Below are 23,902 nucleotides of genomic sequence, written 5' to 3'. Positions count from 1 at the left end.
AGTATGGAATTTGCAAAAGAATTTATTGGTCAATATGGTTATTTCGCAATATACGGACTACTGGCTCTCGGCGTTATTGGCATGCCGATTCCGGATGAGGTGATGATGACTTTTGTCGGTTATCTCGCCTCCATCTCGGTATTGAATTACTCCGTATCCATCGCCGTCAGTTTCGGTGGCGCATTTACCGGAGGGCTGCTTAGCTACATGATTGGCAAAAAAGCGGGCAGGCCGCTGGTTGAAAAATACGGCAAGTGGGTTGGCGTTAATGCCAAACGATTCAGCAGGGTGGAGTCGTGGTTCCTCAAATATGGGTATTGGTCCATCATCCTGGGTTACTTCATTCCAGGCATTCGTCATCTGATGTGTTGTTTCTCCGGGATTAGCAAGATGGCAATTGGCAGGTACGTAGTTGTATCGGGCATTGGTGCATTCGTCTGGTGTGTTGTCTTTATCTCGATTGGTTTTTATGTTGGCGTATTAACTTAAAATGGGACAGCCTGTTGTAACAACAGGCAAGGATGGAAGACCTCTTGAGTGTAAGGTGGTCTTTTTTTGTTTTTCTATGAGTTTAGCGAACTTGAATGAGTAACGGCTACGGACGGATAACTTTGTGAATATACAAAAAGCCGCTCTGACCATTTCCAACCTTCGAGATAGAAGGAGAGAATGGAACAAAGCGGCGTGCTTTTAAATACAGAATGATTTCAATACCTCACCCGTTCAAATGAGAATCTTCAATTCCTTTTTCAACCCGCTTCTCCCCTTTTTTACGTGCAAAGGTGATTTTGAGGAGTGGCGGAGTAACCAGTGTAGTCACAATAACCATGATCACAACGCTGGTAAAATACTCCGAATCAAGCAAGCCCGAAGCAAGTCCGGTCGAAGCAATAATTAGAGCAACTTCCCCTCTGGAGATCATGCCTGCACCAATAGCAATAGAAGAGGAACGGTCGAACCCGGTCAGCCGGGCACCAGCTCCACCACCGATAAGTTTGGTAACAATAGCGATGAGGCTTATAACAACAATAAACCAAATCTGTGAACCGACACCATCAAAAGTGACATTTAAGCCGATACTGACAAAGAAAACTGGGACAAATATTCCGTAAGCAATCGGCTCGATTTTAGTTTCAACCTCATGTTTGAATTTGGTTTGGGAGATGGCGATACCAGCGGCAAATGCACCTATGATTCCAGCAACACCCATCCACTCTGCAAAATATGAGAAGAGGAAACAGATAATGAGTCCTGTCGTAATCACGGTTTCCGTGACCCGCAGTGGGGCCATCCATTTCATGACCCGTGGCACAAGCCACCAGCCTGCTGCAAAGATGATGACAAAGAACAGAAGTTTCTTACCAATCAACAATCCAATAGAGACATCCCCTGCACCTGTGCCGAGCAAGCTCATCATCACGGCGAGCAGAACCACAACGAGCACATCATCCACAACGGCTGCACCCAGAATGGTGGTACCCTCCCGTGAACTCAGTTGATTCATATCCTTCAACGTTTGCACTGAGATACTCACTGACGTTGCACAGAACAGTAGTCCGAAGAAAAGCGCGTGTGTCTGCGACATACCAAATGCTATGGCCGAACCGTATCCTCCGATAAAAGGTAAAATAACACCGCCGACCGCTACGGCAAAGGCCGCCTTCCAGTTTTTCTTCAACTGCTCCAGATCCGTTTCCAATCCGGCGATGAACATCAACAACAGTACCCCGATCTCGGCCATATAATGAACGAAATCCGTCTTCTCCACCCAACCGAGCAGCGCAGGTCCGAGGATGACACCGACAATCAGTTTCCCCAAAACGGATGGCTGACCCAATCTTACGGATAGATCACCAGCGAGTTTGGTAAAGATTAAAATAAGTGCAAGAACCAAAATAAATTCCATAGGTGTTCTTCCCTCCAGTAGTAGCGTCTATAGGTTAACCAACCCAAGGGCGATCCATCCTCCGCTTCAAACAGACAAAAAGGCACAGAACGGCATTAGCAGAGTGCCGTTCTGTGCCTGAAAAAGACAAAGAGGGGCCCTTGGTGACAGGCTCCTCCAGTTTCAACGCGTATGTGATTAATTGCGTTAATTATACCACAAATGAAGGATTCGGTAAATGGGAGCCGGATTGGATTTGAGTGAAAATAGCCGCAAAGGGGCATTTTATAGGGGAGTGAAGCGGTTTTTGTTCAGAGTGTTGTCACTTAACAGCCCGGAATTGGCGAGATATAATGATATAGAACATAGAAGTTAGGATATGAGGAGGATTTTGCATTGGGCAAAAATAACAAAGGGGAGCCGAACATTCAGTCCCCGACGAGTAATAAAAATTTCGCAGGCATCATTATCACGATTTCCATTCTCGCTAATGTCATTATTTTATTATTGTTCTTCGCACCGTCGATTGGTTACAAAGGTGATGTAACCTTTGATATTACGGTGTTGCCGCGGTTTAATGCCGTGTTTAACAGCTTTACCTTCATCTTCCTGCTCGCAGCACTTATTGCGATTATCAAGCGGAATGTGAAGCTGCACAAACGATTTATTCTTGCTGCATTCTCAACGACACTGTTATTCCTCGTGACCTATCTGACGTTTCATTATCTCTCACCAGAGACGTCCAAATACGGCGGCGAGGGCATCATTCGTTCGATCTATTTCTTCATTCTGATTACCCATAGTATACTGGCAGCCCTGATTGTTCCATTGGCGTTGTTTACACTTGTGTGGGGTTGGACGAATCAATTGAAGAAACACCGCAAAATTGCACGTTGGACGATGCCAATCTGGCTGTACGTCAGTTCTACAGGTGTCGTAGTATACTTGATGATGGCACCATATTATTAATGTGATGAACGTTTCACTGTGCTAATTAGTTTGACTTGCTGGTAATGTTTCCATGGAAGGAGGGTTCACGTTTATGTACAGAGTTGTTTTGATTCGCCATGGACAGAGCATGTGGAATGTAGAGAATCGTTTTACCGGATGGACTGATGTGGATCTGACGACGGATGGTTACGCAGAAGCACGTAAAGCAGGGAAGATCATGAAGGAACAGGGATTTGATTTTGATTACGCCTATGCATCCGTGCTGAAACGTTCTATCCGAACACTCGATATTGCGCTGGATGAAATGGACCTCATGTGGATTCCTATTACGAAGACTTGGAAGCTGAATGAACGCCATTATGGTGCACTGCAAGGACTGAACAAACAGCAGACTGCTCTGAAGTACGGGGAAGACCAAGTAAAGGAATGGAGACGATCCGTGAACGTATCTCCCCCTGCACTGGACGAAACCGATGACCGATATGTGCAGGATCTGGACAAGTACAAGCGGCTCGGATGCACCATCCCTTTTACGGAGAACCTAATGGATACCTCGAAGCGTGTTCTGGAGTACTGGAATGCGGAGATTAAACCGATGGTGTCTGCTGGCAAAAGAGTGCTGATCTCTGCGCATGGGAACACGCTCCGTTCACTCGTCATGCATCTGGACCAATTGTCCGAAGCAGACGTGATGGCGCTCAATATCCCAACGGGCATTCCGCTTGTCTACGAATTGGATGAAGATCTGCATCCCATCGGACACTTTTATCTGACCGCCGATGGTTCGACCTACAAACATGAAGAAATGACCCATGTGGCAACGCCATCTGATTAATTGGACATGGACGTTTGTCTTGATTGTACGAAAGCTTGTATGATTTATCTCGTTCGGTTGATGTTTCAACAGGACGATTGGAAGATGACCGCTGAATTGAATTCGGAGGTCATCTTTTTTTCTGCGATCAAGCCTGTACTTCGTTTCGTTTTGCTCCCACAGGGTAATTGTCAAACAAGACACGATGTACATTTATCCTGAAGGAGGAGAAGCACATGTCTAAAAGAAGAGGAATACTCATGACGGCTATCGGCGCAGGTGTGACTTATCTGATGAGGAACAAACAAGCAAGAGATAAGCTGTTTAGCACTGTCTCGGGTATGATGAAAAACTCCAATTCGTCCAATGGAACAAGTAAAACCAGACCACGTGTGGAAGTCAAATAGATTGCGATAGTTCATTTATCGTTGAATTAAAAGGATGATCATGAGAAACCTGGAGATGAAGTCGTTCCAGGTTTTTTTGTGCAGTTGAAAACTACCCTTTGTTTCGGTGAGGCATGCGATTTTTGCCAGCAAGAATGATACAATGGATACTTGCAGAACGTATGGAGGGAGATGCACATATGAAGAAAAATCGTCTGGGTACATCCGAACTGATGGTGTCTGAGATTGGGCTGGGATGTATGTCACTTGGAACTGAAATGGAGCACGCTGTGGGCCTGGTTCATGAGGCTCTGGATCATGGGGTCAATCTGTTGGATACAGCCGATCTGTATGACGAAGGGCGTAATGAAGAGATTGTAGGACAAGCTATTAAAGGGCGTCGGGACCAAGTCATTGTGGCGACCAAAGTAGGTAATCGTCGTCTGCCTGGCAAAGAGGGCTGGTCATGGGACCCGTCCAAAGCCTACATTAAGCAGGCTGTACATGAAAGTTTGAAGCGTCTGCAGACCGATTACATCGATCTGTATCAGCTACATGGCGGGACCTTGGACGACCCCATCGAAGAGACGATCGAAGCGTTTGAGGAACTGAAGAAGGAAGGACTTATCCGATATTACGGAATTTCCTCCATTCGTCCCAATGTGATTCGGGAGTATGTAAAGAGGGCAGCCATCGTCAGTGTGATGAACCAGTACAGCATTGCTGACCGCAGAGCGGAAGAAGAAGTGCTGCCTTTATTGAAACAAAAGGGGATCAGCGTAATTGCCCGTGGGCCAGTAGCTAGCGGTGTGCTTGCCGATTCCGGATCTGCCAAGGCAGACAAAGGTTATCTGGACTATACGCCAGAGCAACTATACACCATTCGGCAAGGGCTAAGTCGTCTTGTTACGGACCAACGGAGCATGGCTCAGACAGCTATTCGCTACGCGTTATCCCATCCTGCCGTAGCAGCAGTTGTCCCTGGTGCCAGTTCAAGAGAACAGTTGCTGCATAATATTGCTGCTTCGAATTCGCCTGAACTCGCCCCTGCGGAAATTCAGGAAATACGAGAACTCAGTCCCGCTAATCTGTACAAGCAGCATCGTTAACTCCATTAAGCCTATTTTCAATTGTAACTATACGAGGTACAATGAAGATCAGCCAAAAAAGGAACATATAAGGGAGAGAAGACATATGGAAAGAATTCAAAGTGAACAACAGTATTTGGATACAATTAACTCTGATGGTTTTACCGTCATTAAATTTGATACAACCTGGTGTCCGGATTGCAAAAACCTGGATCGTTTTATCGGGGATGTTATCGACCAACATACGGACAAAACCTTCTATGCGCTGGATGCAGAAAAGTTCCAGCCGTTTGCTGAAGAGAATGGTGTACGCGGCATTCCAAGCCTGCTCGTCTTCCAGAACGGCAAGAAAGTCGCACATCTGCATAGCAAATGGGCTAAAACACCTGCTCAAATCTCCGAGTATCTGGAGACGCTTGAATCCAAAGTTTAAGTGTACAAAGGCATCAGCAGTTTGACTAATTAATTTAGCTAAGAAGACCTCTTCTTGTCCTGCGACAGGAAGGGTTTTTTCTGCTTCATCCCAGCACGCATGATGTGCATTCAAATGTGCATTTGAATAACTGAAGTTGAGAAACAACGCTTGTTTAGAATTTGTTCAGTGCTCCCATGTATACTGTGAGAACAAACTGAATATTTGGAGTGAACAAGATCCGTATGAAGAATGAAATTTTTGAAGAAATGCACCAATTAAGTCACAATGATGACCGAAGATACCGATTGTTGATGATCGGGGTGAAGCAATTGCTGCAGGAACAAAAGGAGAATAGATATAATCTGCGTGAGAGATTGAAGAGTCGAAAGAAACACCGGAACTTTCAAGTAAAAGAGTGGTATTAGACAGGCTGCTTTTCAGAAGTGAACATAAATATGGTTGTCCATGATACATAGTAAACCTAGTCGGCTCACAAGTGAACCAACCCAGCAAAGAAGGAAGTATTGAAGAATCAGACTTCTTCTAATTACGGGTATTGCTGTCTCTGAAGCAGCAACAGAATTGTGAAGCAACAGAAACAATAGTTCAGAATATAAAATATGGCGGCCTCGCTTCCCAAGGGAATGTGAGGCCGCCATTGATTTTGCCTGTCTAATTACTTGAATTGTAATACTTACATCAAAATAATAAAGAACACGGCTGCCAAGACAAAGCGATATACAGCAAAGACGGTCAGGCTCAATTTTTTCAAAATGGAGAGGAACGTCTTGATCGCAAGCATGGCGACGATGAAAGCAGCGATGAATCCAATCGCAAAGATTGGGAAATCACTGCCGTTCAGGTGATCGATACTTTTGTACAGGTCATATCCCGTAGCACCAATCATAATTGGCACAGACACGAGGAATGTGAACTCCGCAGCGGCTACACGGCTTACCCCTGCAAAGAGACCGCCTGAGATCGTTGACCCGGAACGGGAGAAGCCTGGCCACAACGCCAAGATCTGAAATATACCCACTGCGAATGCCTGTTTGTAGGAAATATCATCAACATCATGGGTAGTAATCCGCCCACTCTTCCGGCTCCAGCGTTCGGCTACGATCATCAATATACCACCTATAACGAGGCTGTACAGCACTGTTTCGGGACCAAACAAATGTGCTTTGATCCAGTCGCGGAATACAAGTCCGATGACTACGGCAGGAACCATCGCCAGGAAGATATGTCCCAGATTGAGGCGGCGGGAGTAAGGTCTGCTCCCTCCGGTGAAGCGGAACATATCAATGAATTTGTTCCAGTACAGTACAACAACAGCAAGTACAGCTCCGAGTTGAACAACCACCTCAAACGTTTTGACTGACTCGTTGTCCTCCGATAAACCCAGCAAGTGGGCAGTCAGAATCATGTGTCCAGTAGAGGACACGGGCAAAAACTCAGTCAAACCTTCGATGATGCCCATAATAATGGATGATATAATGTCCAATTCTCTTCCTCCTTGAAATGCAGGTGACAGCACAGGCTGTCCTGCTTGACCATGCCTGTTCATTTGAACAAGGCTATCACCTATTATGATCACAAATGCACTCAACTTCAACTTATGCTTGTAACCATTTGTTTAAAACTATATTGACAAAAACCTAGTTATCCCATAGGATATAACTTAACTGACTGACTGATCAATCGGGAGGGTTACATGAATGACCAAAATTAACGGTTTGGAACCCGGTGAAGAACGCCGGGACCAAATAATACGCATAGCGATGGAGCGTTTTGCAACCCAAGGTTACCATCAGACGAAAATTTCCGATATCGTCCGCGAGGCTGGTGTGGCGCAAGGGACATTCTACTGGCACTTCAAGAGTAAAGAAGCCATTGCTTCGGAGATTGTCTTAACAGGCAAGGAGGAGTTACTTGAGTCGATTGGACAAGGGTACCGCAAGGATGCCGGATCAGTAGAGGATATGGTGAAAGCATCGGAAAGGCTGTTCACTGACTTGTTTTTGTTTGCCGCGCAGAATCGTTATTTTATGGAACTGTTACTCAAAGGCATCGTGACGGAAGAGTCCGTACAACGCCTGGTTGAGGAGACACGTAATGCTGTGGAAACTGCGTTTCGTCACAATATGGAACGTGCCATCGAACTCGGCATGTTGCCTAAGGGCATGGATGTACCGCTTCGAGCAGCGTTATTGGTAAGCATGATAGAAGGCATGATATCTCGCTGGTTGTTCGGTTCCGATGAGTTGCACAGCAAATTCTCAGCCATGACAGCTTCATCGCTGGCAGCTGAAGCAGCAAGCTTTGAGTTTTACGGACTATTGGGCACATAAGATTCACATGATTAAACAAATAGCAGGGAATAATGGGTACAACTGCGGTTTAGTCACAATAAAGTAACCAAATGTACATCCAGATCAATACACGACTGAGAGGAAGTTAACGTAATGAACAACACATATGGATCGAAAACTCGTAAAGGCTGGTCTTTGACAGCTATTCTGCTGATGACCGTGCTGGTACTTAGTGCTTGTGGAAGTAAAGCAACAGACAATGGAAGCACAAATGGTGCTCAGGCAAGTAATGAACTGGAGCAGATCAAGTCTGCTGGCGTTATCAAAGTGGGCATGATGGGCACATACGCACCGTACAACTTCCTGAATGATAAGAAAGAAATGGACGGCTACGATGCCGATATCGCACGTGAAGTTGCGAAGCGCCTGGGTGTAGAGGTTGAGTTTGTATCCCAGGAGTTCTCCGGTCTGACACCAAGTCTGCAAGCGAAGAAGCTTGATGCCATTATCAGCCAGATGACCATTACCGATGATCGTAAGAAAGTACTGGATTTCAGTGATCCGTATATTACGAACCAAGTTAAAATTATTGTAAAAGAAGACAATAACGATATCACCAAGCTGGAAGACTTCAAAGGAAAAACGATTGGCGTAGGTCTGGGTACAAATGATGAATCATATCTGCGTAATGAAGTGTTGCCAAAAGTGGGGGACTTCACGATCAAAACCTATGACGATGTCATCTCTTCACTCAAAGATCTGAATGCTGGACGGATTGACGCAACAATCAACAATATGTACGCTTTGAAACCGATTGTGGATGCCAACGGATTGAATATCAAAGCTGTAGGTGAAGCTATTAAGAGTGACCAGGCAGGTATTGCTGTTCGTAAAGACAATCCGGAACTCGTAGCAGCACTGAATGATGCTCTCAAAGGCATGAAAGATGATGGCACGTACAATACCATTTTCAAAAAATGGTTTGGTGAAGAGCCTGCGCAATAATGAACCTGCAAGGCGAAGGGAAGATTTGACCCATGGAACTGGTATTTGAGAATATCCCCTTCTTTCTGAAGGGGGCTTATTATACGCTGTATGTAACTGTGATCTCCATGTTTTTTGCGTTCATCATCGGGGTGCTTGTTGCGATTGCTCGTCTGAAGGGACCGATGTGGCTTAGGTTGATCGCAAGGTTTTATGTATCCATCATGCGGGGGACCCCGCTGCTGGTGCAATTATTCGTTATTTATTACGGATTGGTCGATTATGGAGTGACCTTGGGATCACTCACGGCTGCCTGTTTGGGACTCAGTCTGAATGCAGGTGCATTTCTGTCGGAGACGTTCCGTGGAGCCATTCAGGCTGTACCAAAAGGACAGACAGAAGCTGCATATGCAACGGGAATGACCCCGGCTCAAGCGATGAGACGGATTATCTTCCCGCAGGCTGTGCGCATTGCGATTCCACCGATGGGGAACACCTTCATTGGCATGTTGAAGGAAACATCACTTGTGGCTGCCCTTGGGGTTACAGAGTTGCTTCGCTCGGCACAGCTGTTGGTAGCCCAATATTATGTGAACATGCCATTTTATCTGGCTATTGGTGTAATTTACTGGATCATGAGTATCGGCTTCTCGGCCATTCTGGAACAAGTGGAGCGCCGGTTGGCCCGGGCTTACTGATGGGAGGAGAGAAGCGATGATTACAACAACTGGACTTACCAAACGTTTTCAGAAAAATGAAGTACTTACGAACATCGATCTTCATGTCGATGCCAAAGATATTGTTGTATTGCTCGGCCCAAGTGGTTCAGGCAAAAGTACCTTACTGCGCTGCCTGAATGGGCTGGAAGAGCTGTCCGGAGGACAGATCGAAGTAAACGGCATTGTGGTCAACAGCGCAGATCCGCTGAGAGTCCAGCGTGCCCGGGTACTGGAGATTCGTCGCCAGACCGGTATGGTCTTCCAGCAGTTCAATCTGTATCCTCACAAGACGGTGCTGGGCAATGTCATGGAAGGTCTCGTGACGGTGAAAAAAATCAAACGTGACGAAGCGGCTGAACGCGGCCGGATTCTTTTGGATCGGGTCGGCTTGTCGGACAAGCAGGATGCGTATCCATCCCGATTGTCCGGTGGACAACAGCAGCGGGTAGCCATTGCACGTGCACTTGCGATGGAGCCAGAAGTGATGCTGTTTGATGAGCCCACTTCAGCTCTTGATCCTGAACTGGTCGGAGAAGTGCTTTCCGTCATGAAGGAACTGGCAGAGGAAGGCATGACGATGCTGGTTGTGACACATGAATTGAAGTTTGCCCGTAATGTGGCGAACAAAATCGTCTTTATGGCGGACGGGTCAATTGTGGAAGAAGCAAGTCCACAGGCGTTCTTTGAACAGCCGAAGCAAGAGCGCACCCGTCGTTTCTTGCAACAGATTACTGAATTCTAATTACATTACTACAATTTATACTGATTGATACGATCGATTATAGCGATAAGCTGCTGAGTGAAGGGGACGGAATCGATTCTGAAGAAGCGTAGCGCTCGCCTTTGTCTCCGAATATTGTCCTTTGTGAATATAAATCAAAAATATTTGGAGACAACAGCGATCGGAAGAACGAGCCGTACCCGGAACGGATTTCTGCAAATCGTAAACTATTGTGAGAAAGAAGGATAACATCATGAATGTAACAACCGTATGGAAAGGCAAACGCGCGTTTACTTCCGAAGGACCCTCTGGCTACGCCGTTGGCATGGATGCTACTGCTGCTTATGGTGGTGACAGCAAGGGTGCGACCCCGATGGAATTGTTGCTGGCTGGTCTCGGGGGCTGTATGGGAATCGATATTACGATGATTCTGGACGCTTTCCTGGACAAAATTGAGTCAATTGAGATTGAAGCGCAAGGTACACGCAGTGAAGAGATGCCTAAAGGGTTCACATCCATTGATCTGATCTTCAAAGTCGATGGGGATATCCCGGATTATCGCATCTGGAAAGCCATCCAAATGGCTGAAGAAAAATATTGTGCAGTCTCCGCTTCGCTGAACGCCGATATTCATCCTAAACTGATCCTCAATGGGGTAAGTACACCTCGTCCTTAATAACACACGAACAGATTCTATACTAAGCAGGCACTTCCAATCGCGGGAGTGCCTTTTTTTACCGTTCTAACACTTCAACAGGGATTCCGCCCATCTAGGAGTCACTAAACTTCTGTCAGTAGAAAATAATTCGGTAAGCCCGGTCGCCATGTTAATGGCGGCCTCTTCTACTAGAGGTAGGTTGGCTTACAGCCTGGCAATATAGTACCCATTGCAATGACAATCCGATTCTGGCGGTTATGTGGTATGATTAATTCTGAGGACAGAACATCCTGATCCTGCTATTTATATGTAAGCGCTTATACAGATGACGGAAGGTGCAGACATGTTGAAAAGGCTGATACGAACCACTAATAATCTCAAATTAAAGCATAAATTGCTCATTTCCTATGTACTGGTTGTCATGATTCCGGTCCTGATTGTTGGTCTTGCTGTGACCAGTTATTTTCGCCAGCAAGCCCTGGACAATGCGATAGGACAGACGATCATCAATGTGGACAAGATCAAGAGCCAGACGGCAACCATGCTTCGTGTACCAACAGATATATCCAATCTATTAATGTTTAATGCGGATCTCAAGGAGATCGTGAATAAACGGTACAAGAGCGTTGTAGAGTTAACCTCAGCGTATCTTGCATACAAAGACTTTCAGGAGTACAGGCGTTTGTACCGTGAGATAGCCGGCATTCGTTTTTACTCAACTAACCCAACATTGATCAACAACCTCGAATTCATCCCGGTAGACAAGCAGACGGAAGAGAGCTACTGGTACCAACAGGCACTGAAAACAACCAGCATCGGGTGGTTCTACATTCCAGACAAGGAAGATAATCCTGTACACAAGCTCAGCCTGGTGCGCAAAGTACCTTTTGCCGAATATCGGACCGAGGGCGTGTTGATGATTGTGATCAATCAGGATGAGCTGAATGGATTGTTGCGTCAGGAACAGTTTGAGACGATGATTACGGACGAGCAGGGGTATGTGGTTGCGGCCAAGAATACCGAGCTGGTGGGTAAAACGCTGGATGAGCTTGATTTTGGCGTTGATCTGCAGAATCAGGCGAAAGGCACCATAGAGGGTGATTTCCGAGGGGAACCATCTAATATTGTTATTGATGAGCTGGGCCCTGGATCGAGTATGAACAGCCTGAAGGTGATTTCGGTTTTTGCCACCAAAAATATCGTCAAAGACGCTAACACCGTCAGCTTGATTGGCATGATTTTTATTATCCTTGTGCTGGTGATCGCCCTATTATTCGTATATATCATCTCGTTCCTCACTTCGAACCGATTGCTCCGGCTGAGTAAACACCTCAACAAGCTTGCATTAGGAGACCTGAACGTGACTTCACGGATTGATGGAAACGATGAGATTGGACAACTATCACGACAGTTCAACTATATGGTGAAAAGTATCAATGAACTCATGACGCAGGTGGTAGAAGCGACCGAACAGAACAATCAATTGGAAATCGCCCAGAAAGAGATTAAACTGAAAATGATGGCGAGCCAGATCAATCCCCATTTCTTGTTTAATGCACTGGAGTCCATTCGGATGAAAGCGCATATTAAGGGAGAAGCAGAGATTGCCAACATCGTCAGGCTGTTGGGCAAGCTAATGCGCAAGAGTCTGGAGATTGGCAGTGGAAAAACAACCTTCCGTGCTGAACTTGAAATGGTACGTTCCTATTTGGAAATTCAGAAATTTCGTTACGGCGACCGCCTTGCATTCCAGATCCATATCGATCCCGAGGTGGAGAAGATGTACATTCCGCCTTTGATTATTCAACCTCTGGTTGAGAATGCGATTGTCCATGGTCTGGAGAACAAAGAGGGCACAGTCCGTGTTCATATAAGTATTCGTTTAGTAGAGAACATTGTGCAGATCCGTGTGGATGACAATGGTGCAGGCATAACGCCAGAACGACTGGCTGAGGTGATGCAGTTTATCTGTGGACCGGAGGAGCAGGAGAAGAGTCGGATCGGCATGCGTAATGTACATCAACGCTTAACATTGACGTACGGCGAGCCATATGGATTACAGATTAAGAGTGTATATGGGGAAGGAACAGAGGTTTCTTTCACTTTGCCAGCAGGAGGGGACCAACATGTATAAAGTGTTTTTGGTGGATGACGAACCGAGCATACGTGAGGGACTGACAACCATTATCGAGTGGGAAAAATACGGATTCCAGGTCATCGCTACAGCTGCCAGCGGGCGTGAGGCCATCTCCCGGTTTGAGGAGTTGGAGCCTGATCTGACGATTATTGATATTCGCATGCCTGGTATGACCGGGCTGGATGTAATTGAAGAAGTGCGCCGGAATCATCCGGATTCGCACTTTTTGATATTAAGTGGTTACGCAGATTTTGATTATGCCAAAAAGGCAATCAGTTTTGGTGTGGATGGTTATCTGCTCAAACCGGTGGATGAAGAAGAGATTATTGGTGAACTGGAGCGTATTGCTACAATCCTGACCCGTGAACGGGAGACAATGGCACGTCATGCTGGTGAAGATACCGTCTTTAGGGAGCATCAGATCGAGGCTTTGCTCTTTGACAGTCTCGAGGGTGCGGGCAGCATGGAAGAAGATAGCCTGGGACTGCATTGGCCTCACTATCAGATTGTACTGTTTGAGATGCATGCGGCCCCCGACCTGCAACGGGGAAGTGTTATGAAACGCAAACTGATTGAAGCATTTGACCAGAAAGACCGAGGAATCGTATTCTCGTTTCATTCAGGTCTGGGACTGTTAAGTAAGGAAACAATCACATCCGAGTCATCTGCAAGAAATCTGTATGATGAGCTGGAAGGACTTCTTGGAGAATGGGAGGTTCACATGTATGGTGCTGCAGGTGAACCCGTACATTCCACTTCTGAAATTGCCCGGTCATACACGCAGGCGAATCGTATACTCGGTGAACGCTTTTTGTTCACGGAGAAACGTATCATGCTGTGGACTGAAGGTAGCGAAGGCGAAGACGTTGTTAAGCCAGGAGTTGAAGCTGTGGACGGAGCACATGAGCCAGTTGAGGACGAACTCGCGGACAAGCTGTATTATGCGTTAGACATCCGCAGTAGTGAGTCAGTCATGCGGGTACTGGGTGAGATGGAAGAGCGCTTGGTCCCATATCACCGAACAGAGCAAGCCATCAAAACGGCCTTCTCACAGGTGTTCTCTCTAGCGTTCAACAAGCTTGCAGCGACGAATCAACATATGCACTCCATTATGCAGGAACATTCGGTTCTCATTAATGAAGTCTATCATCAATTTACGATGTCTGATCTCAAAGTTATAGCAGCGGAACATTTTAATCGACTTATTCAACGTATGGGTGGGGGAAGCAAGGATACTGTATTGAAACAGATGATTGAATTTATCCAGCGTAACCCTGGCGAAAATCTCAAGCTAGAGGTACTTGCTGAAGTGTTTAACTATAACAGCAGTTACTTGGGTAAGTTGTTCAAGAATCATACTGGAGAGTATTTCAATGCATTTCTGGACAAGGTTCGTATGGAAAAAGCCAAGGAATTGCTGGATGAAGGACTAAAGGTCCATCAGGTCGCGGCTAGAGTGGGGTATGCGAATGTGGACTACTTCCACGGTAAGTTCAAGAAATATGTAGGGGAATCCCCTTCCGCTTACAAACAGGCCAGAACCCAATCTTCGTCGAAAGGAACGGCTCCGGATACAAACGAGGAATAAGTACGGAGTGCTGGGCTTTGCCCCTGCCTATTGTGTAAAACGTTTTCGATATTCCTGAGAAATTTCCAGATTCATCATATTGTCCATGCACTTCCCATGATAAGCAATGGTCACCGAATGCTTCACATTTTAGACTGGATTTACAAGAATCCAGATGAAGGGATGGCTATACGATATGAATTTGTCTGATATAGGCGCTGTACGTCATACATTGAACTTAAATGGAACATGGCAGTTTTGTTTGGATCTGGAGTCCGATATACTCGTTGAACAAGAGATATTACCGCCTTCACAGTGTAAAAATACATCATGGGAGACCATTCAGATTCCCGGTTCATGGGAAGAGCAAGGATACGGAGATGAGCCTGAATACGAAAGGCTCGATACCTGGACCAAGGTACGCGAGTATGAAGGCTCAGCCTGGTATGCTCAGGATGTTCATGTTCCATCAGACGATCCCGGATGCCACTATGTATTCAGATTGGAAGGTGTCCGATGGACAACGCATCTCTGGATCAATGGACAGTATGCCGGGCAGCAGGATAGTCTGGTGAATCAACAGAAGTGGGATGTCACTTCTCTGGTGAAGCAGGGAGAAGTGAATCGTGTGGAGATCCGCGTGGATAATACGATGAAACTTCCGCTGGCGGGTAGCCACATTCATTCATTGCATACGGCTACAGCCTGGGGAGGAATCACAGGTGGTTTTTATCTGGACATTTTGCCCCCCTGCCGATTACAGACGTTACGTATTCAACCAGAGGCTGAGACTGGAACCATTTTGGTTGATTGTACTGTAAGCGCTCCCGCAAATGAATCGGCTAGAACGATGCAATTACATGTGGATATCCAGCATCCGGACGGCACATGGCTAGATCGATATAGTTGTAATGTGAATCTGAGTGATCCATCACATGTGGATATAAGCTCAGCAGGTTTAACTGAAAGTAACGCTGTAATAGATCAGTGGCGATTGGAACTTGGAACAGAAAAGTCTATCGCAAGATGGTCTGATGAATCCCCTGAATTATACAAGGCTGTGATCCGTCTGCATGACGGTGAGCAGGAACTGGATCGGCTGGAGCAATCTTTTGGTGTACGCTCCTTTGCAGCAAACGGGAAGCAGCTTGAGTTAAATGGGACACCAGTATATCTGCGCGGGTACGTCGATTGCTGTATCTTTCCACTGACGGGTTATCCCGTCTGGGACAAGGAGCATTATCTTCAGCAGTTTCGAGTCGCCAGATCGTATGGCTTCAATCATGTTCGACTGCATGGGTGGAGCGCGCCGGAGCCTTTCTGGAAGGCGGCTGATGAAGCAGGCATGCTGGTGCAGGCAGAACTTCCCCATTGGTCTCGTTTCTTTGAGCAATCGGATCAGTCTGCGCCAGCTGAAGTATTGTCCTATCTGACACAAGAACTGGACGGGTTGCTTCAGTCGCTGCATAGACATCCTTCATTCGTCATGTTCTCCATGGGGAATGAACTCATTGGTCCGAATGGCCACCCTGAACTCAATGCATTGGTCTCAAGGGCAAGGGATATGGACCCGACCCGGTTATATACGGACAATACAGGTTTTGGACAGCTTCCGGCGCAAGGGCGGGAAGGTGATTATTATATTCAGTCGTTGAACTGGCATCCCCCGTTGGAATCCGCATATTCTGCTGTGCCGGATACCACGCTGGACTATCATGCAGTCACTCGGCTTGCGGAGCATCCCGTCATTGGGCACGAACATGCACAGTACACCATGTATGTTCGGCCCCAAGAGCGAGCGAAGTATACTGGCGTATTGCGTCCTAGCTGGTTACGACCGATCGAAGAATCGTTGACAAACAAAGGTATGATGGGGGACCTGGAGCATTTTCAACAGGTCAGTGGTACCCATCTGGTACGTTCCTTAAAAGAAGCTATGGAGCGAATTCGGCGAACACCGGACGCTGCGGGCGTACAGCTTCTGGACATTCGTGATTTTCCAGGGCAGGGACATGCTACGACGGGCATTCTGGATGTATTTTGGGATGACAAAGGCATTACAACACCAGAAGAATTCATGTGTTTCAACGCAGATGTGGTGCTGTTGTTAAGCTGCAAGGAGCGTACATTTTACGCCGGAGAACCCATTCATGTCGATGTACGCATCTCTCACTACGGTAAGGAGCCACTTGAGGACGCGGTCATTCAGTGGAGGTTAATAAGCGATGATCTGATACTTACTGAAGGGGCATGGAAGACCGGAGATATCCAATGTGGGTCTGTCATGTCACTGGGAAGCATCGTCGCTACCGCTCCTCATGAAGGGGCAGCATCTTTTCGGATCGAAGCGGAGCTGATATCAGGCGATTCGGAAAGAACTGTGGCGAATGTATGGCATGGCTGGTCGTTTCCTTTTTATCAGTCTCATCCTAGTTCAAATCGGTTCTGGAATACCGTGGCAGAGTTGAAGCCATTATTGGGTGAAGCGCATGATGATTGCGTAGATCGCATCGATGGATTCCAGTTGTTGAAAAACCGGGAAATTGACTTGGTTATCGTTCAGTCGTTAACACCCAATGTCGTTGATTATGTGGTCAACGGGGGGAGTGTTTGGCTACAGCCAACCGCAGAAGGGTTATATGATTCAGTGGAGACCAAGTATCTGCCTGTATTCTGGAATTACCTGATGTTTGCTACACAGCCTGGTGCAACGATGGGTATGTATTTGAGAGATCAGCTAGCACTACTAGGCTCCTTCCCGCATGATGGGGCTTCGGACTGGCATTGGTATCACTTGGTGAACGGTACACCAGCGATATGTTTGGATACGTTGCCCGGGGTGGAGCCGCTGATTGAAGTGGTGGACCATTTCCATCGGGCCAAACGACTTGCTTATGCCTTTGAGGCAAAAGTAGGGAAGGGCAAGATTTTGATATCCTCACTTCCGTTTGCCAATCTGGCTGTAATGAAGCGTCCGGAAGCCGCCTACTTATTTCAGGAGATACTTGCCTATCTGAATGGAGATCAATTCCGTCCAGCAACCTCCATATCCGTAGCGCAATTACTCGGCATCGTTAAACTGCAAACCATTCAATTTACATTGTAATCAGAGGGACCCGAAAGGGTCCTTTTTGTATGCCATGTAATTGAAGTAAACGATTACTATAAAACGTTTTCGATATTTACCACTTTGAATAGTACTTTACCTTAATATTACTTTTATATCATTTAAAAGTATAATTTATCACTGATTTTAACGAATTAATGTCTGATTATATATGTCTATATCTAATTTTTATATGATTTTCTCTAAAATCCAGATGGTATTTTGAAAACGCTCTATCGAGTATGATTATTTTATAAAACAGAGGAGGGGGAACGGAGATGGAAACGCTAACAAAAAAATCCGCTTCCGCGAACAGAAGCAGTGACCCCAAACCGCCTTTAAAGAATCGGCGGAACGGAATTTGGGACAGAATGAAACAGCAGAAATATCTCTATCTCATGTCATTGCCATTCGTAGCTTGGGTTTTCGTATTTAACTATCTGCCACTATGGGGATGGACGATGGCTTTCCAAAATTATAAACCTGCCAGATCGTTTGGTGATCAAGAGTGGGTTGGTTTTAAACACTTTGTTGAGCTGTTCAGTGATGATCGTTTCTATCTGGTACTTCGAAATACGCTTGCAATGAGCCTGATGGGACTGGTTGTCGGTTTTATCGTGCCGATATTCTTCGCTATTCTCCTGAATGAAATGAGAGGCATGTTCTTCAAACGTGCCGTGCAAACGGTATCATATCTGCCTCACTTTGTATCATGGGTCGTTGTGGCAGGGATTATCACCAAGATGCTCTCCACCGACGGCGGGATTATCAATGATCTATTGGTAGGACTGAACATTATCGATCAGCCGATCCAATTCATGGCCAAGGGGAACTTGTTCTGGTACATTGTAACCGCTTCAGATATGTGGAAGGAAACCGGTTGGAATGCCATCATCTATCTGGCGGCGATTACAGGTATCGACAATGAGCTGTATGAAGCCTCCCGTGTAGATGGAGCCAACCGCTGGAGACAGATGTGGCATATTACGCTGCCTGGCATACGGACCACGATTTCTGTACTTTTCATCATGTCGATTGGACATCTTATCAGTATCGGTTTCGAGAAGCAATTTTTGCTACAAAACAGTCTGGTCACAGACTACTCGGAAGTACTTGATCTATACGCGCTCAATTATGGTTTGAATATGGGACGATTCTCGTATGGTACAGCCATAGGTATATTCAACTCCGTTGTCAGTATCATCCTTCTGTTTACTGCGAACGGCTTGTTCAAAAAATTCACAAAAGAAAGCATCATGTAGGGAGGGGACGACATTATGGCGAACAAAGCATTCAATGCTACTCGGGGCGATAAACTGTTCGATATATTCAACATCCTCGCGATGACCATGGTGCTGGTTGTAACACTTTATCCATTCCTTAACGTACTAGCCATCTCACTCAATAACTCGACAGATACAGTACGTGGCGGAATTTACTTGTGGCCTCGCGAATTCACATTACAGAACTACAAAACGATTTTCCAATATGATGGATTGTTACAAGGTTTGCAGATATCCATTCTGCGTACACTTGTAGGTACCGTGCTCGGATTGATCAGTTCATCTATGATCGCCTTTACACTGAGCAGACCTGACTTTGGACTTAGAAAATTTGTATCCACAACACTCGCACTCACGATGTATTTCTCCGGTGGTCTGATTCCGGTATACATCCTGATGCGTGACTTGGACCTGATCGGTACATTCTGGGTATATGTATTGCCTGGCATGATCAGTGCATTTAACGTGTTTATCATCCGTTCATTCATTGATGGCCTGCCATACTCATTGCAGGAATCCGCGAAGCTGGATGGAGCGAATGACTTTACAATCTATTACAGAATCATCTTGCCACTGTGTAAACCAGTGCTTGCTACCATCGCATTGTTCCTGGCTGTAGGTCAATGGAATGCGTGGTTTGATACGTACCTGTATAATGGTTCAAAGGCACATCTGACCACGCTCCAATATGAGCTGATGAAAGTATTGCAAAGTACACAGCAGGGCTCAGGTGCTGGACGAAATGCCAATGATATGGCGCAGCAAATGACACAGATTTCACCGGAATCGATCAAAATGGCGATTACGATCGTTGTGACGGTTCCAATCCTCATTGTATATCCATTCCTTCAGAAGTACTTTGTTGGTGGTATGACACTGGGCGCAGTAAAAGGTTAAACAATAGGGTACAGGCTGCCACATAGAGCGGCCGTACATCTACAAATGAAGCATCAGGATACCCGAAGCGCAGCCATTTGGTCTGCGCTTCACCGTATAGGGCTGCGGTGTGGTATTCATGAAGCTATAGACAGGGACAAAAAAGTCCCGGACAAACAGACATATGAAACAGGGAGGATTACCATTATGGCAAGTTCCAAAATGAAGATTGCACTGGCACCAGTGCTTGCAATGTCTTTACTCGCAGGTTGCGGTGGAGGAAGCGGCAGTGATACGTCGTTCAAGGATACAAGCGCAGAGACAACTCCACTTACTTTTGATTTCTTCAGCGTTGACCCCAGTCCGAACTGGAATGGCATGAAGGATGAAGTAGGTAAAGTCCTTACGGAAAAAACAGGGATAACCCTTAACGGTGAATTTGCCGTTAGTGGTGGTCAAGATAAAATATCCTTAATGGCGGCGAGCGGAGACTATCCGGATATTGTCTCCCCCAAAGGAGAACTCAGCAAACTGGTGGATGCCGGAGCAATGCTCGATCTGACAGATCTGATCGACCAATATGCTCCCAATCTGAAGAAGCTGTATGGTAATTACATGGACCGGTTGAAATACAGTAATGAAGATCAGGCTATTTATGTGCTGCCAACGTATTATGCGGTAGACCAAAAGTACTTTGATGCAGGTGGTGGATTTGGCATTCAGCACCGTGTACTGAAAGAACTCGGATACCCGGAAGTACGTACACTTCAGGATTACGAGAATGTATTGAAGGCGTACAAAGAAAAACACCCAACAATTGATGGTCAGCCAACCATCCCGTTAACACTGGACGCGGATGATTGGAGAATCATGATTACTGTAACGAACCCAGCCTTCCAGGCAACAGGAGCTCCGGATGATGGTGAATACTACATCGATCCAGAGACGTATGAAGCAAGTCTGCATTACAAACGTCCAGAGGAAAAAGAATACTTCCGCTGGTTGAACCATATGTACAACACTGGATTGCTGGATCAGGACAGCTTTATCCAGAAAACAGACCAATACAAATCCAAAATTGCAAGTGGACGTGTTCTGGGTGTCATTGACCAGGATTGGGGTTATTCCGATGCAGAAAATGCATTGAAATCCGCTGGTAAGACTGAAGCAACGTATTCACACTTTCCAGTAACCCTGTCCGAGGATATCAAGGATCATGCCTACCAAGACCCTGGTTTTGTATCCGGTTGGGGTGTAGGGATTACAACATCGAATCCTGACCCGGTTCGTACAATCAAATTCTTCGATTACCTGGCTTCTGAAGAAGGGCAAGTGCTGATGAACTGGGGAATTGAGGGCAAACAGTATGAAGTGAAGGACGGCAAACGTGTCATTCCTGCCGACATTCTGGATCAGAAAACCAATAATGCAGCTGTATTCCAGAAAGAAACGGGTATCGGACTGTACACCAATATGTCCGGTCACTATGGAGACGGTGTGAAGGATTCAACGGATAACTACTACACTACGAATTTCCCTGAACAGATCGTTGCAGCATATTCCGATGCAGAGAAAGAAACACTCAAAGCTTACGGTGCTACGACGTGGAAAGATCTGTTCCCGAGTGAAGATGAGTTCCCAATCAAACCATGGGGAGCAGCATACAATCTGCCAACACCAGGTGACTCCAACTACAACGTCATCTTCAAGAAAACACAGGATATCATCCGGAAGCGTATCCCGGAAGCCATTCTGAGTACTCCTGAACAGTTCGATGCGATCTATGACGGCATGATTACAGAAGTGAACCAAGCAGGCGCAGAGGATATGGAGAAACAATACACAGAACTCGTTCAAAACCGTGTTCAATTGTGGAGCGGTGAAGAAGCTAAATAAACGATTAGCAATTCAGATCTAAAACGAAAAAGAACCCAGAATATTTGGGTTCTTTTTTTATCTAAAACGTTTTCTAAAAAACGTTTTCAATTTTATAAATTCACTATTGACAGGGGATATAGGAGCGATTATTATTCAAGTATGAAAGCACTTACATTTGCTTGTACAACACGTGCCATACACCTGAATCTCAAAGTAAACATTTGCAGAATGAAGAGGAAGTAAAGCAAGAGAAGAACATTTGTTTATTTTTAAGAAAACGCTTCTAATGTTATAAAAACAAGAAAATTACATTTGTTTCATCTGGTTACGGTATTTGCAGGTCAACCTGTTATACAAATATACAGCTTCATTAATATCCATAAGGGGGATTACACATGAAGGGCAAAACACCAAAAACATTCGCAATGCTTCTGTTAGCCAGTGCTCTTGCAATTACAGCAGGATGCAGCGGCAGTGGAGGAGGAACTAACGCTTCAGAGAAACCGGTTGATTCCGGAGATACAACCAGTCCAGTGACCTTTACATTCTTTGGTGCAGACGCGAGTCCGAACTGGAATAACATGAAGGATGCTGTCGGTCAAGAAATTACTAAGGCAACGGGAGTTACAATTGAAGCTGAGTATGATGTGAATAATGGCGGTGACCAAAAGATTCCTTTGATGGCTGCCAGTGGTGATTACCCTGATATTATCTATCCTAAAGGCAACTTGTCTAAGCTTGTGGATGCAGGCGCGATGCTGGACCTGACCGATCTAATTGAGGAGCATGCTCCCAACTTGAAAAAAATCTATGGTGATCAGATGAACCGTCTGAAATACAGTTTGGAAGATCAAGCCATTTACACGATCCCGACGAATATGGGTGTAGATAACGTTGAGTTTGACGCTAGGGGCGGATTCGAAATTCAACAAAGAGTATTGAAAGAGCTTGGCTACCCTGAAGTAAAAACGCTTGAGGACTACGAGAACGTACTGAGAACGTATTATGAAAAACATCCAACGATTGATGGTCAACCGACGATTCCGTTAACATTGAATGCAGATGACTGGAAAATTATGATTACGGTAACGAACCCTGCATTCCAAGCTACGGGTGGACCGGATGATGGTGAGTATTATATTAATCCTGAGACCTATGAAGCCGTTCTACACTACAAACGCCCTGAAGAAAAGGAATATTTCCGTTGGTTGAACAAAATGTACAATGAGGGTCTGCTTGACAAAGATACATTTGTTCAAAAGGATGACCAATACAAATCCAAAATTGCCAGTGGCCGTGTACTTGGTCTAATTGACCAAGAGTGGAACTATGGTGAGGCGGAGAATGCTTTGAAATCATCTAACGGTGGAGACAAAACATATGCCCACTTCTCCGTATCCCTGAACAAGGATATTGTGGATCATACGTTCCAACCGACAGGATTTGACGGTTATGGTATCGGAATCACAACTTCGGCCAAAGATCCAGTACGTATTATCAAATTCATGGATTGGCTTGCTTCCGATGAAGGTCAGGTCCTGAGAAACTGGGGCGTTGAAGGCCAACATTACCAAGTCGAGAATGGGAAACGCATCATTCCGGCTGACGTACAAGATCGCAAAACCAATGATAACTCTGCTTTTACCAAAGAATCAGGCGTAGGTATGTATAACATATTTAGCGCCAGATATGGTGATGGTGTGAAAGATGCCACGGATAACTACTATACAACGAACTTCCCTGAACAGATTCAAGCTGGTTACACTGCCGCTGAGAAGGAAACGTTGAAAGCCTATGGTATTACAACATGGAAAGATTTCTATCCTTCCGACGATGATCTGAAGCTGAAAGATTGGGGCGCAGCATACAACATGCCTGTACCATCTGACACGGATTACAACGTAACGTTCCAGAAAACACAGGATATCGTACGTAAACGTATTCCAGAGGCGATCCTTGCCAAACCTGAGAACTTCGACAGCGTATATGATAGTCTTCTGGCTGAACTCGATAAAGCGGGTGCAGTGGAGATGGAGAAACAATACACGGTTTGGATCAAAGAACGTGTAGCTCTCTGGACTGGAAAAGATGTGAAATAAGCTTGAAAACCAAGCATGAAAGC

The 23,902-nt window shown here is 45.7% G+C and carries 21 protein-coding genes; 19 read left to right on the top strand and 2 right to left on the bottom strand.

Features of this window, described 5'->3' with window-relative positions; genetic code table 11:
• Positions 1-3: 3 nt before the first annotated feature.
• Positions 4-489: a DedA family protein gene (locus MHI55_RS26920; RefSeq protein WP_036606861.1), complete on the top strand. Its 486-nt coding sequence runs from the start codon at positions 4-6 to the stop codon at positions 487-489.
• A 226-nt stretch (positions 490-715) separates the two neighbouring features.
• Here the strand turns inward: MHI55_RS26920 and MHI55_RS26915 are convergent, their stop codons facing one another.
• The gene (locus tag MHI55_RS26915; protein WP_340387628.1) at positions 716-1,906 is read right to left on the bottom strand and encodes a cation:proton antiporter; all 1,191 of its coding nucleotides are present in this window, start codon (positions 1,904-1,906) and stop codon (positions 716-718) included.
• 375 nt (positions 1,907-2,281) lie between these two features.
• Between MHI55_RS26915 and MHI55_RS26910 the strand changes: the two genes are divergently transcribed.
• From MHI55_RS26910 to MHI55_RS26885, 6 genes are all read left to right on the top strand, one after another.
• On the top strand, positions 2,282-2,854 hold the full coding sequence (locus tag MHI55_RS26910) for a DUF420 domain-containing protein (protein ID WP_074096493.1): 573 nt from the start codon (positions 2,282-2,284) through the stop codon (positions 2,852-2,854).
• Between the two features lie 73 nt (positions 2,855-2,927).
• Positions 2,928-3,671 carry a 2,3-diphosphoglycerate-dependent phosphoglycerate mutase gene (gene gpmA, locus MHI55_RS26905; RefSeq protein ID WP_076328872.1) on the top strand — a complete coding sequence of 248 codons (744 nt, stop codon included), beginning with the start codon at positions 2,928-2,930 and terminating at the stop codon, positions 3,669-3,671.
• Between the two features lie 215 nt (positions 3,672-3,886).
• Positions 3,887-4,057, top strand: coding sequence for a hypothetical protein (locus MHI55_RS26900; protein WP_167350917.1), 171 nt, complete (start codon positions 3,887-3,889; stop codon positions 4,055-4,057).
• Positions 4,058-4,236: 179 nt separating this feature from the next.
• Positions 4,237-5,145: an aldo/keto reductase gene (locus MHI55_RS26895; RefSeq protein WP_340390652.1), complete on the top strand. Its 909-nt coding sequence runs from the start codon at positions 4,237-4,239 to the stop codon at positions 5,143-5,145.
• A gap of 85 nt (positions 5,146-5,230) precedes the next feature.
• Positions 5,231-5,557, top strand: coding sequence for a thioredoxin family protein (locus tag MHI55_RS26890; protein ID WP_047841605.1), 327 nt, complete (start codon positions 5,231-5,233; stop codon positions 5,555-5,557).
• A gap of 224 nt (positions 5,558-5,781) precedes the next feature.
• Positions 5,782-5,964: a hypothetical protein gene (locus tag MHI55_RS26885; protein WP_036606873.1), complete on the top strand. Its 183-nt coding sequence runs from the start codon at positions 5,782-5,784 to the stop codon at positions 5,962-5,964.
• Positions 5,965-6,233: 269 nt separating this feature from the next.
• Here the strand turns inward: MHI55_RS26885 and MHI55_RS26880 are convergent, their stop codons facing one another.
• The gene (locus MHI55_RS26880; RefSeq protein WP_047841678.1) at positions 6,234-7,019 is read right to left on the bottom strand and encodes an undecaprenyl-diphosphate phosphatase; all 786 of its coding nucleotides are present in this window, start codon (positions 7,017-7,019) and stop codon (positions 6,234-6,236) included.
• 238 nt (positions 7,020-7,257) lie between these two features.
• Between MHI55_RS26880 and MHI55_RS26875 the strand changes: the two genes are divergently transcribed.
• From MHI55_RS26875 to MHI55_RS26820, 12 genes are all read left to right on the top strand, one after another.
• On the top strand, positions 7,258-7,890 hold the full coding sequence (locus tag MHI55_RS26875) for a TetR/AcrR family transcriptional regulator (RefSeq protein ID WP_339191351.1): 633 nt from the start codon (positions 7,258-7,260) through the stop codon (positions 7,888-7,890).
• Positions 7,891-8,004: 114 nt separating this feature from the next.
• Positions 8,005-8,856, top strand: a complete 852-nt coding sequence (locus MHI55_RS26870) for a transporter substrate-binding domain-containing protein (protein WP_017692206.1) — start codon at positions 8,005-8,007, stop codon at positions 8,854-8,856.
• A gap of 32 nt (positions 8,857-8,888) precedes the next feature.
• Positions 8,889-9,533 carry an amino acid ABC transporter permease gene (locus MHI55_RS26865; protein ID WP_062836416.1) on the top strand — a complete coding sequence of 215 codons (645 nt, stop codon included), beginning with the start codon at positions 8,889-8,891 and terminating at the stop codon, positions 9,531-9,533.
• Positions 9,534-9,549: 16 nt separating this feature from the next.
• Positions 9,550-10,296, top strand: coding sequence for an amino acid ABC transporter ATP-binding protein (locus tag MHI55_RS26860; protein ID WP_047841601.1), 747 nt, complete (start codon positions 9,550-9,552; stop codon positions 10,294-10,296).
• A gap of 232 nt (positions 10,297-10,528) precedes the next feature.
• The gene (locus MHI55_RS26855) at positions 10,529-10,951 is read left to right on the top strand and encodes an OsmC family protein (RefSeq protein ID WP_017692209.1); all 423 of its coding nucleotides are present in this window, start codon (positions 10,529-10,531) and stop codon (positions 10,949-10,951) included.
• Between the two features lie 325 nt (positions 10,952-11,276).
• Entirely contained in the window at positions 11,277-13,067 is a 1,791-nt protein-coding gene (locus tag MHI55_RS26850; RefSeq protein ID WP_100529851.1) for a histidine kinase, read from the top strand.
• Positions 13,060-14,658 (top strand): response regulator transcription factor, encoded by a 1,599-nt coding sequence (locus MHI55_RS26845; protein ID WP_339191354.1) that lies wholly within the window; start codon positions 13,060-13,062, stop codon positions 14,656-14,658. Before MHI55_RS26850 ends, MHI55_RS26845 begins: the two co-directional genes overlap by 8 nt.
• Before the next feature lie 175 nt (positions 14,659-14,833).
• Entirely contained in the window at positions 14,834-17,743 is a 2,910-nt protein-coding gene (locus MHI55_RS26840) for a sugar-binding domain-containing protein (protein WP_340387626.1), read from the top strand.
• A gap of 278 nt (positions 17,744-18,021) precedes the next feature.
• Positions 18,022-19,005 (top strand): sugar ABC transporter permease, encoded by a 984-nt coding sequence (locus MHI55_RS26835; protein WP_127546607.1) that lies wholly within the window; start codon positions 18,022-18,024, stop codon positions 19,003-19,005.
• A gap of 15 nt (positions 19,006-19,020) precedes the next feature.
• Positions 19,021-19,923 (top strand): carbohydrate ABC transporter permease, encoded by a 903-nt coding sequence (locus MHI55_RS26830; protein ID WP_127546605.1) that lies wholly within the window; start codon positions 19,021-19,023, stop codon positions 19,921-19,923.
• Positions 19,924-20,109: 186 nt separating this feature from the next.
• Complete coding sequence (locus tag MHI55_RS26825) at positions 20,110-21,798, top strand: ABC transporter substrate-binding protein (RefSeq protein WP_076328875.1); 1,689 nt, start codon at positions 20,110-20,112, stop codon at positions 21,796-21,798.
• 377 nt (positions 21,799-22,175) lie between these two features.
• The gene (locus tag MHI55_RS26820) at positions 22,176-23,879 is read left to right on the top strand and encodes an ABC transporter substrate-binding protein (RefSeq protein ID WP_036606898.1); all 1,704 of its coding nucleotides are present in this window, start codon (positions 22,176-22,178) and stop codon (positions 23,877-23,879) included.
• Positions 23,880-23,902 lie beyond the last annotated feature (23 nt).

This window comes from Paenibacillus sp. FSL E2-0151 (genome assembly GCF_037993015.1).
In the GTDB taxonomy this organism is placed as follows: domain Bacteria; phylum Bacillota; class Bacilli; order Paenibacillales; family Paenibacillaceae; genus Paenibacillus; species Paenibacillus amylolyticus.
The sequence above is the reverse complement of the archived record's forward strand: the minus strand, read 5'-3'. Positions and strand labels throughout refer to the sequence as shown.

Bases quoted from the DNA above. Each gene is read 5' to 3' on its own strand.
- MHI55_RS26865 (WP_062836416.1), top strand. From the start codon at position 8,889: ATGGAACTGGTATTTGAGAATATCCCCTTCTTTCTGAAGGGGGCTTAT.
- MHI55_RS26825 (WP_076328875.1), top strand. From the start codon at position 20,110: ATGGCAAGTTCCAAAATGAAGATTGCACTGGCACCAGTGCTTGCAATG.
- MHI55_RS26845 (WP_339191354.1), top strand. From the start codon at position 13,060: ATGTATAAAGTGTTTTTGGTGGATGACGAACCGAGCATACGTGAGGGA.
- MHI55_RS26915 (WP_340387628.1), bottom strand. From the start codon at position 1,906: ATGGAATTTATTTTGGTTCTTGCACTTATTTTAATCTTTACCAAACTC.
- MHI55_RS26850 (WP_100529851.1), top strand. From the start codon at position 11,277: ATGTTGAAAAGGCTGATACGAACCACTAATAATCTCAAATTAAAGCAT.
- gpmA (WP_076328872.1), top strand. From the start codon at position 2,928: ATGTACAGAGTTGTTTTGATTCGCCATGGACAGAGCATGTGGAATGTA.
- MHI55_RS26885 (WP_036606873.1), top strand. From the start codon at position 5,782: ATGAAGAATGAAATTTTTGAAGAAATGCACCAATTAAGTCACAATGAT.
- MHI55_RS26860 (WP_047841601.1), top strand. From the start codon at position 9,550: ATGATTACAACAACTGGACTTACCAAACGTTTTCAGAAAAATGAAGTA.
- MHI55_RS26895 (WP_340390652.1), top strand. From the start codon at position 4,237: ATGAAGAAAAATCGTCTGGGTACATCCGAACTGATGGTGTCTGAGATT.
- MHI55_RS26900 (WP_167350917.1), top strand. From the start codon at position 3,887: ATGTCTAAAAGAAGAGGAATACTCATGACGGCTATCGGCGCAGGTGTG.
- MHI55_RS26820 (WP_036606898.1), top strand. From the start codon at position 22,176: ATGAAGGGCAAAACACCAAAAACATTCGCAATGCTTCTGTTAGCCAGT.
- MHI55_RS26920 (WP_036606861.1), top strand. From the start codon at position 4: ATGGAATTTGCAAAAGAATTTATTGGTCAATATGGTTATTTCGCAATA.
- MHI55_RS26840 (WP_340387626.1), top strand. From the start codon at position 14,834: ATGAATTTGTCTGATATAGGCGCTGTACGTCATACATTGAACTTAAAT.
- MHI55_RS26880 (WP_047841678.1), bottom strand. From the start codon at position 7,019: ATGGGCATCATCGAAGGTTTGACTGAGTTTTTGCCCGTGTCCTCTACT.
- MHI55_RS26835 (WP_127546607.1), top strand. From the start codon at position 18,022: ATGGAAACGCTAACAAAAAAATCCGCTTCCGCGAACAGAAGCAGTGAC.
- MHI55_RS26875 (WP_339191351.1), top strand. From the start codon at position 7,258: ATGACCAAAATTAACGGTTTGGAACCCGGTGAAGAACGCCGGGACCAA.
- MHI55_RS26855 (WP_017692209.1), top strand. From the start codon at position 10,529: ATGAATGTAACAACCGTATGGAAAGGCAAACGCGCGTTTACTTCCGAA.
- MHI55_RS26890 (WP_047841605.1), top strand. From the start codon at position 5,231: ATGGAAAGAATTCAAAGTGAACAACAGTATTTGGATACAATTAACTCT.
- MHI55_RS26830 (WP_127546605.1), top strand. From the start codon at position 19,021: ATGGCGAACAAAGCATTCAATGCTACTCGGGGCGATAAACTGTTCGAT.
- MHI55_RS26870 (WP_017692206.1), top strand. From the start codon at position 8,005: ATGAACAACACATATGGATCGAAAACTCGTAAAGGCTGGTCTTTGACA.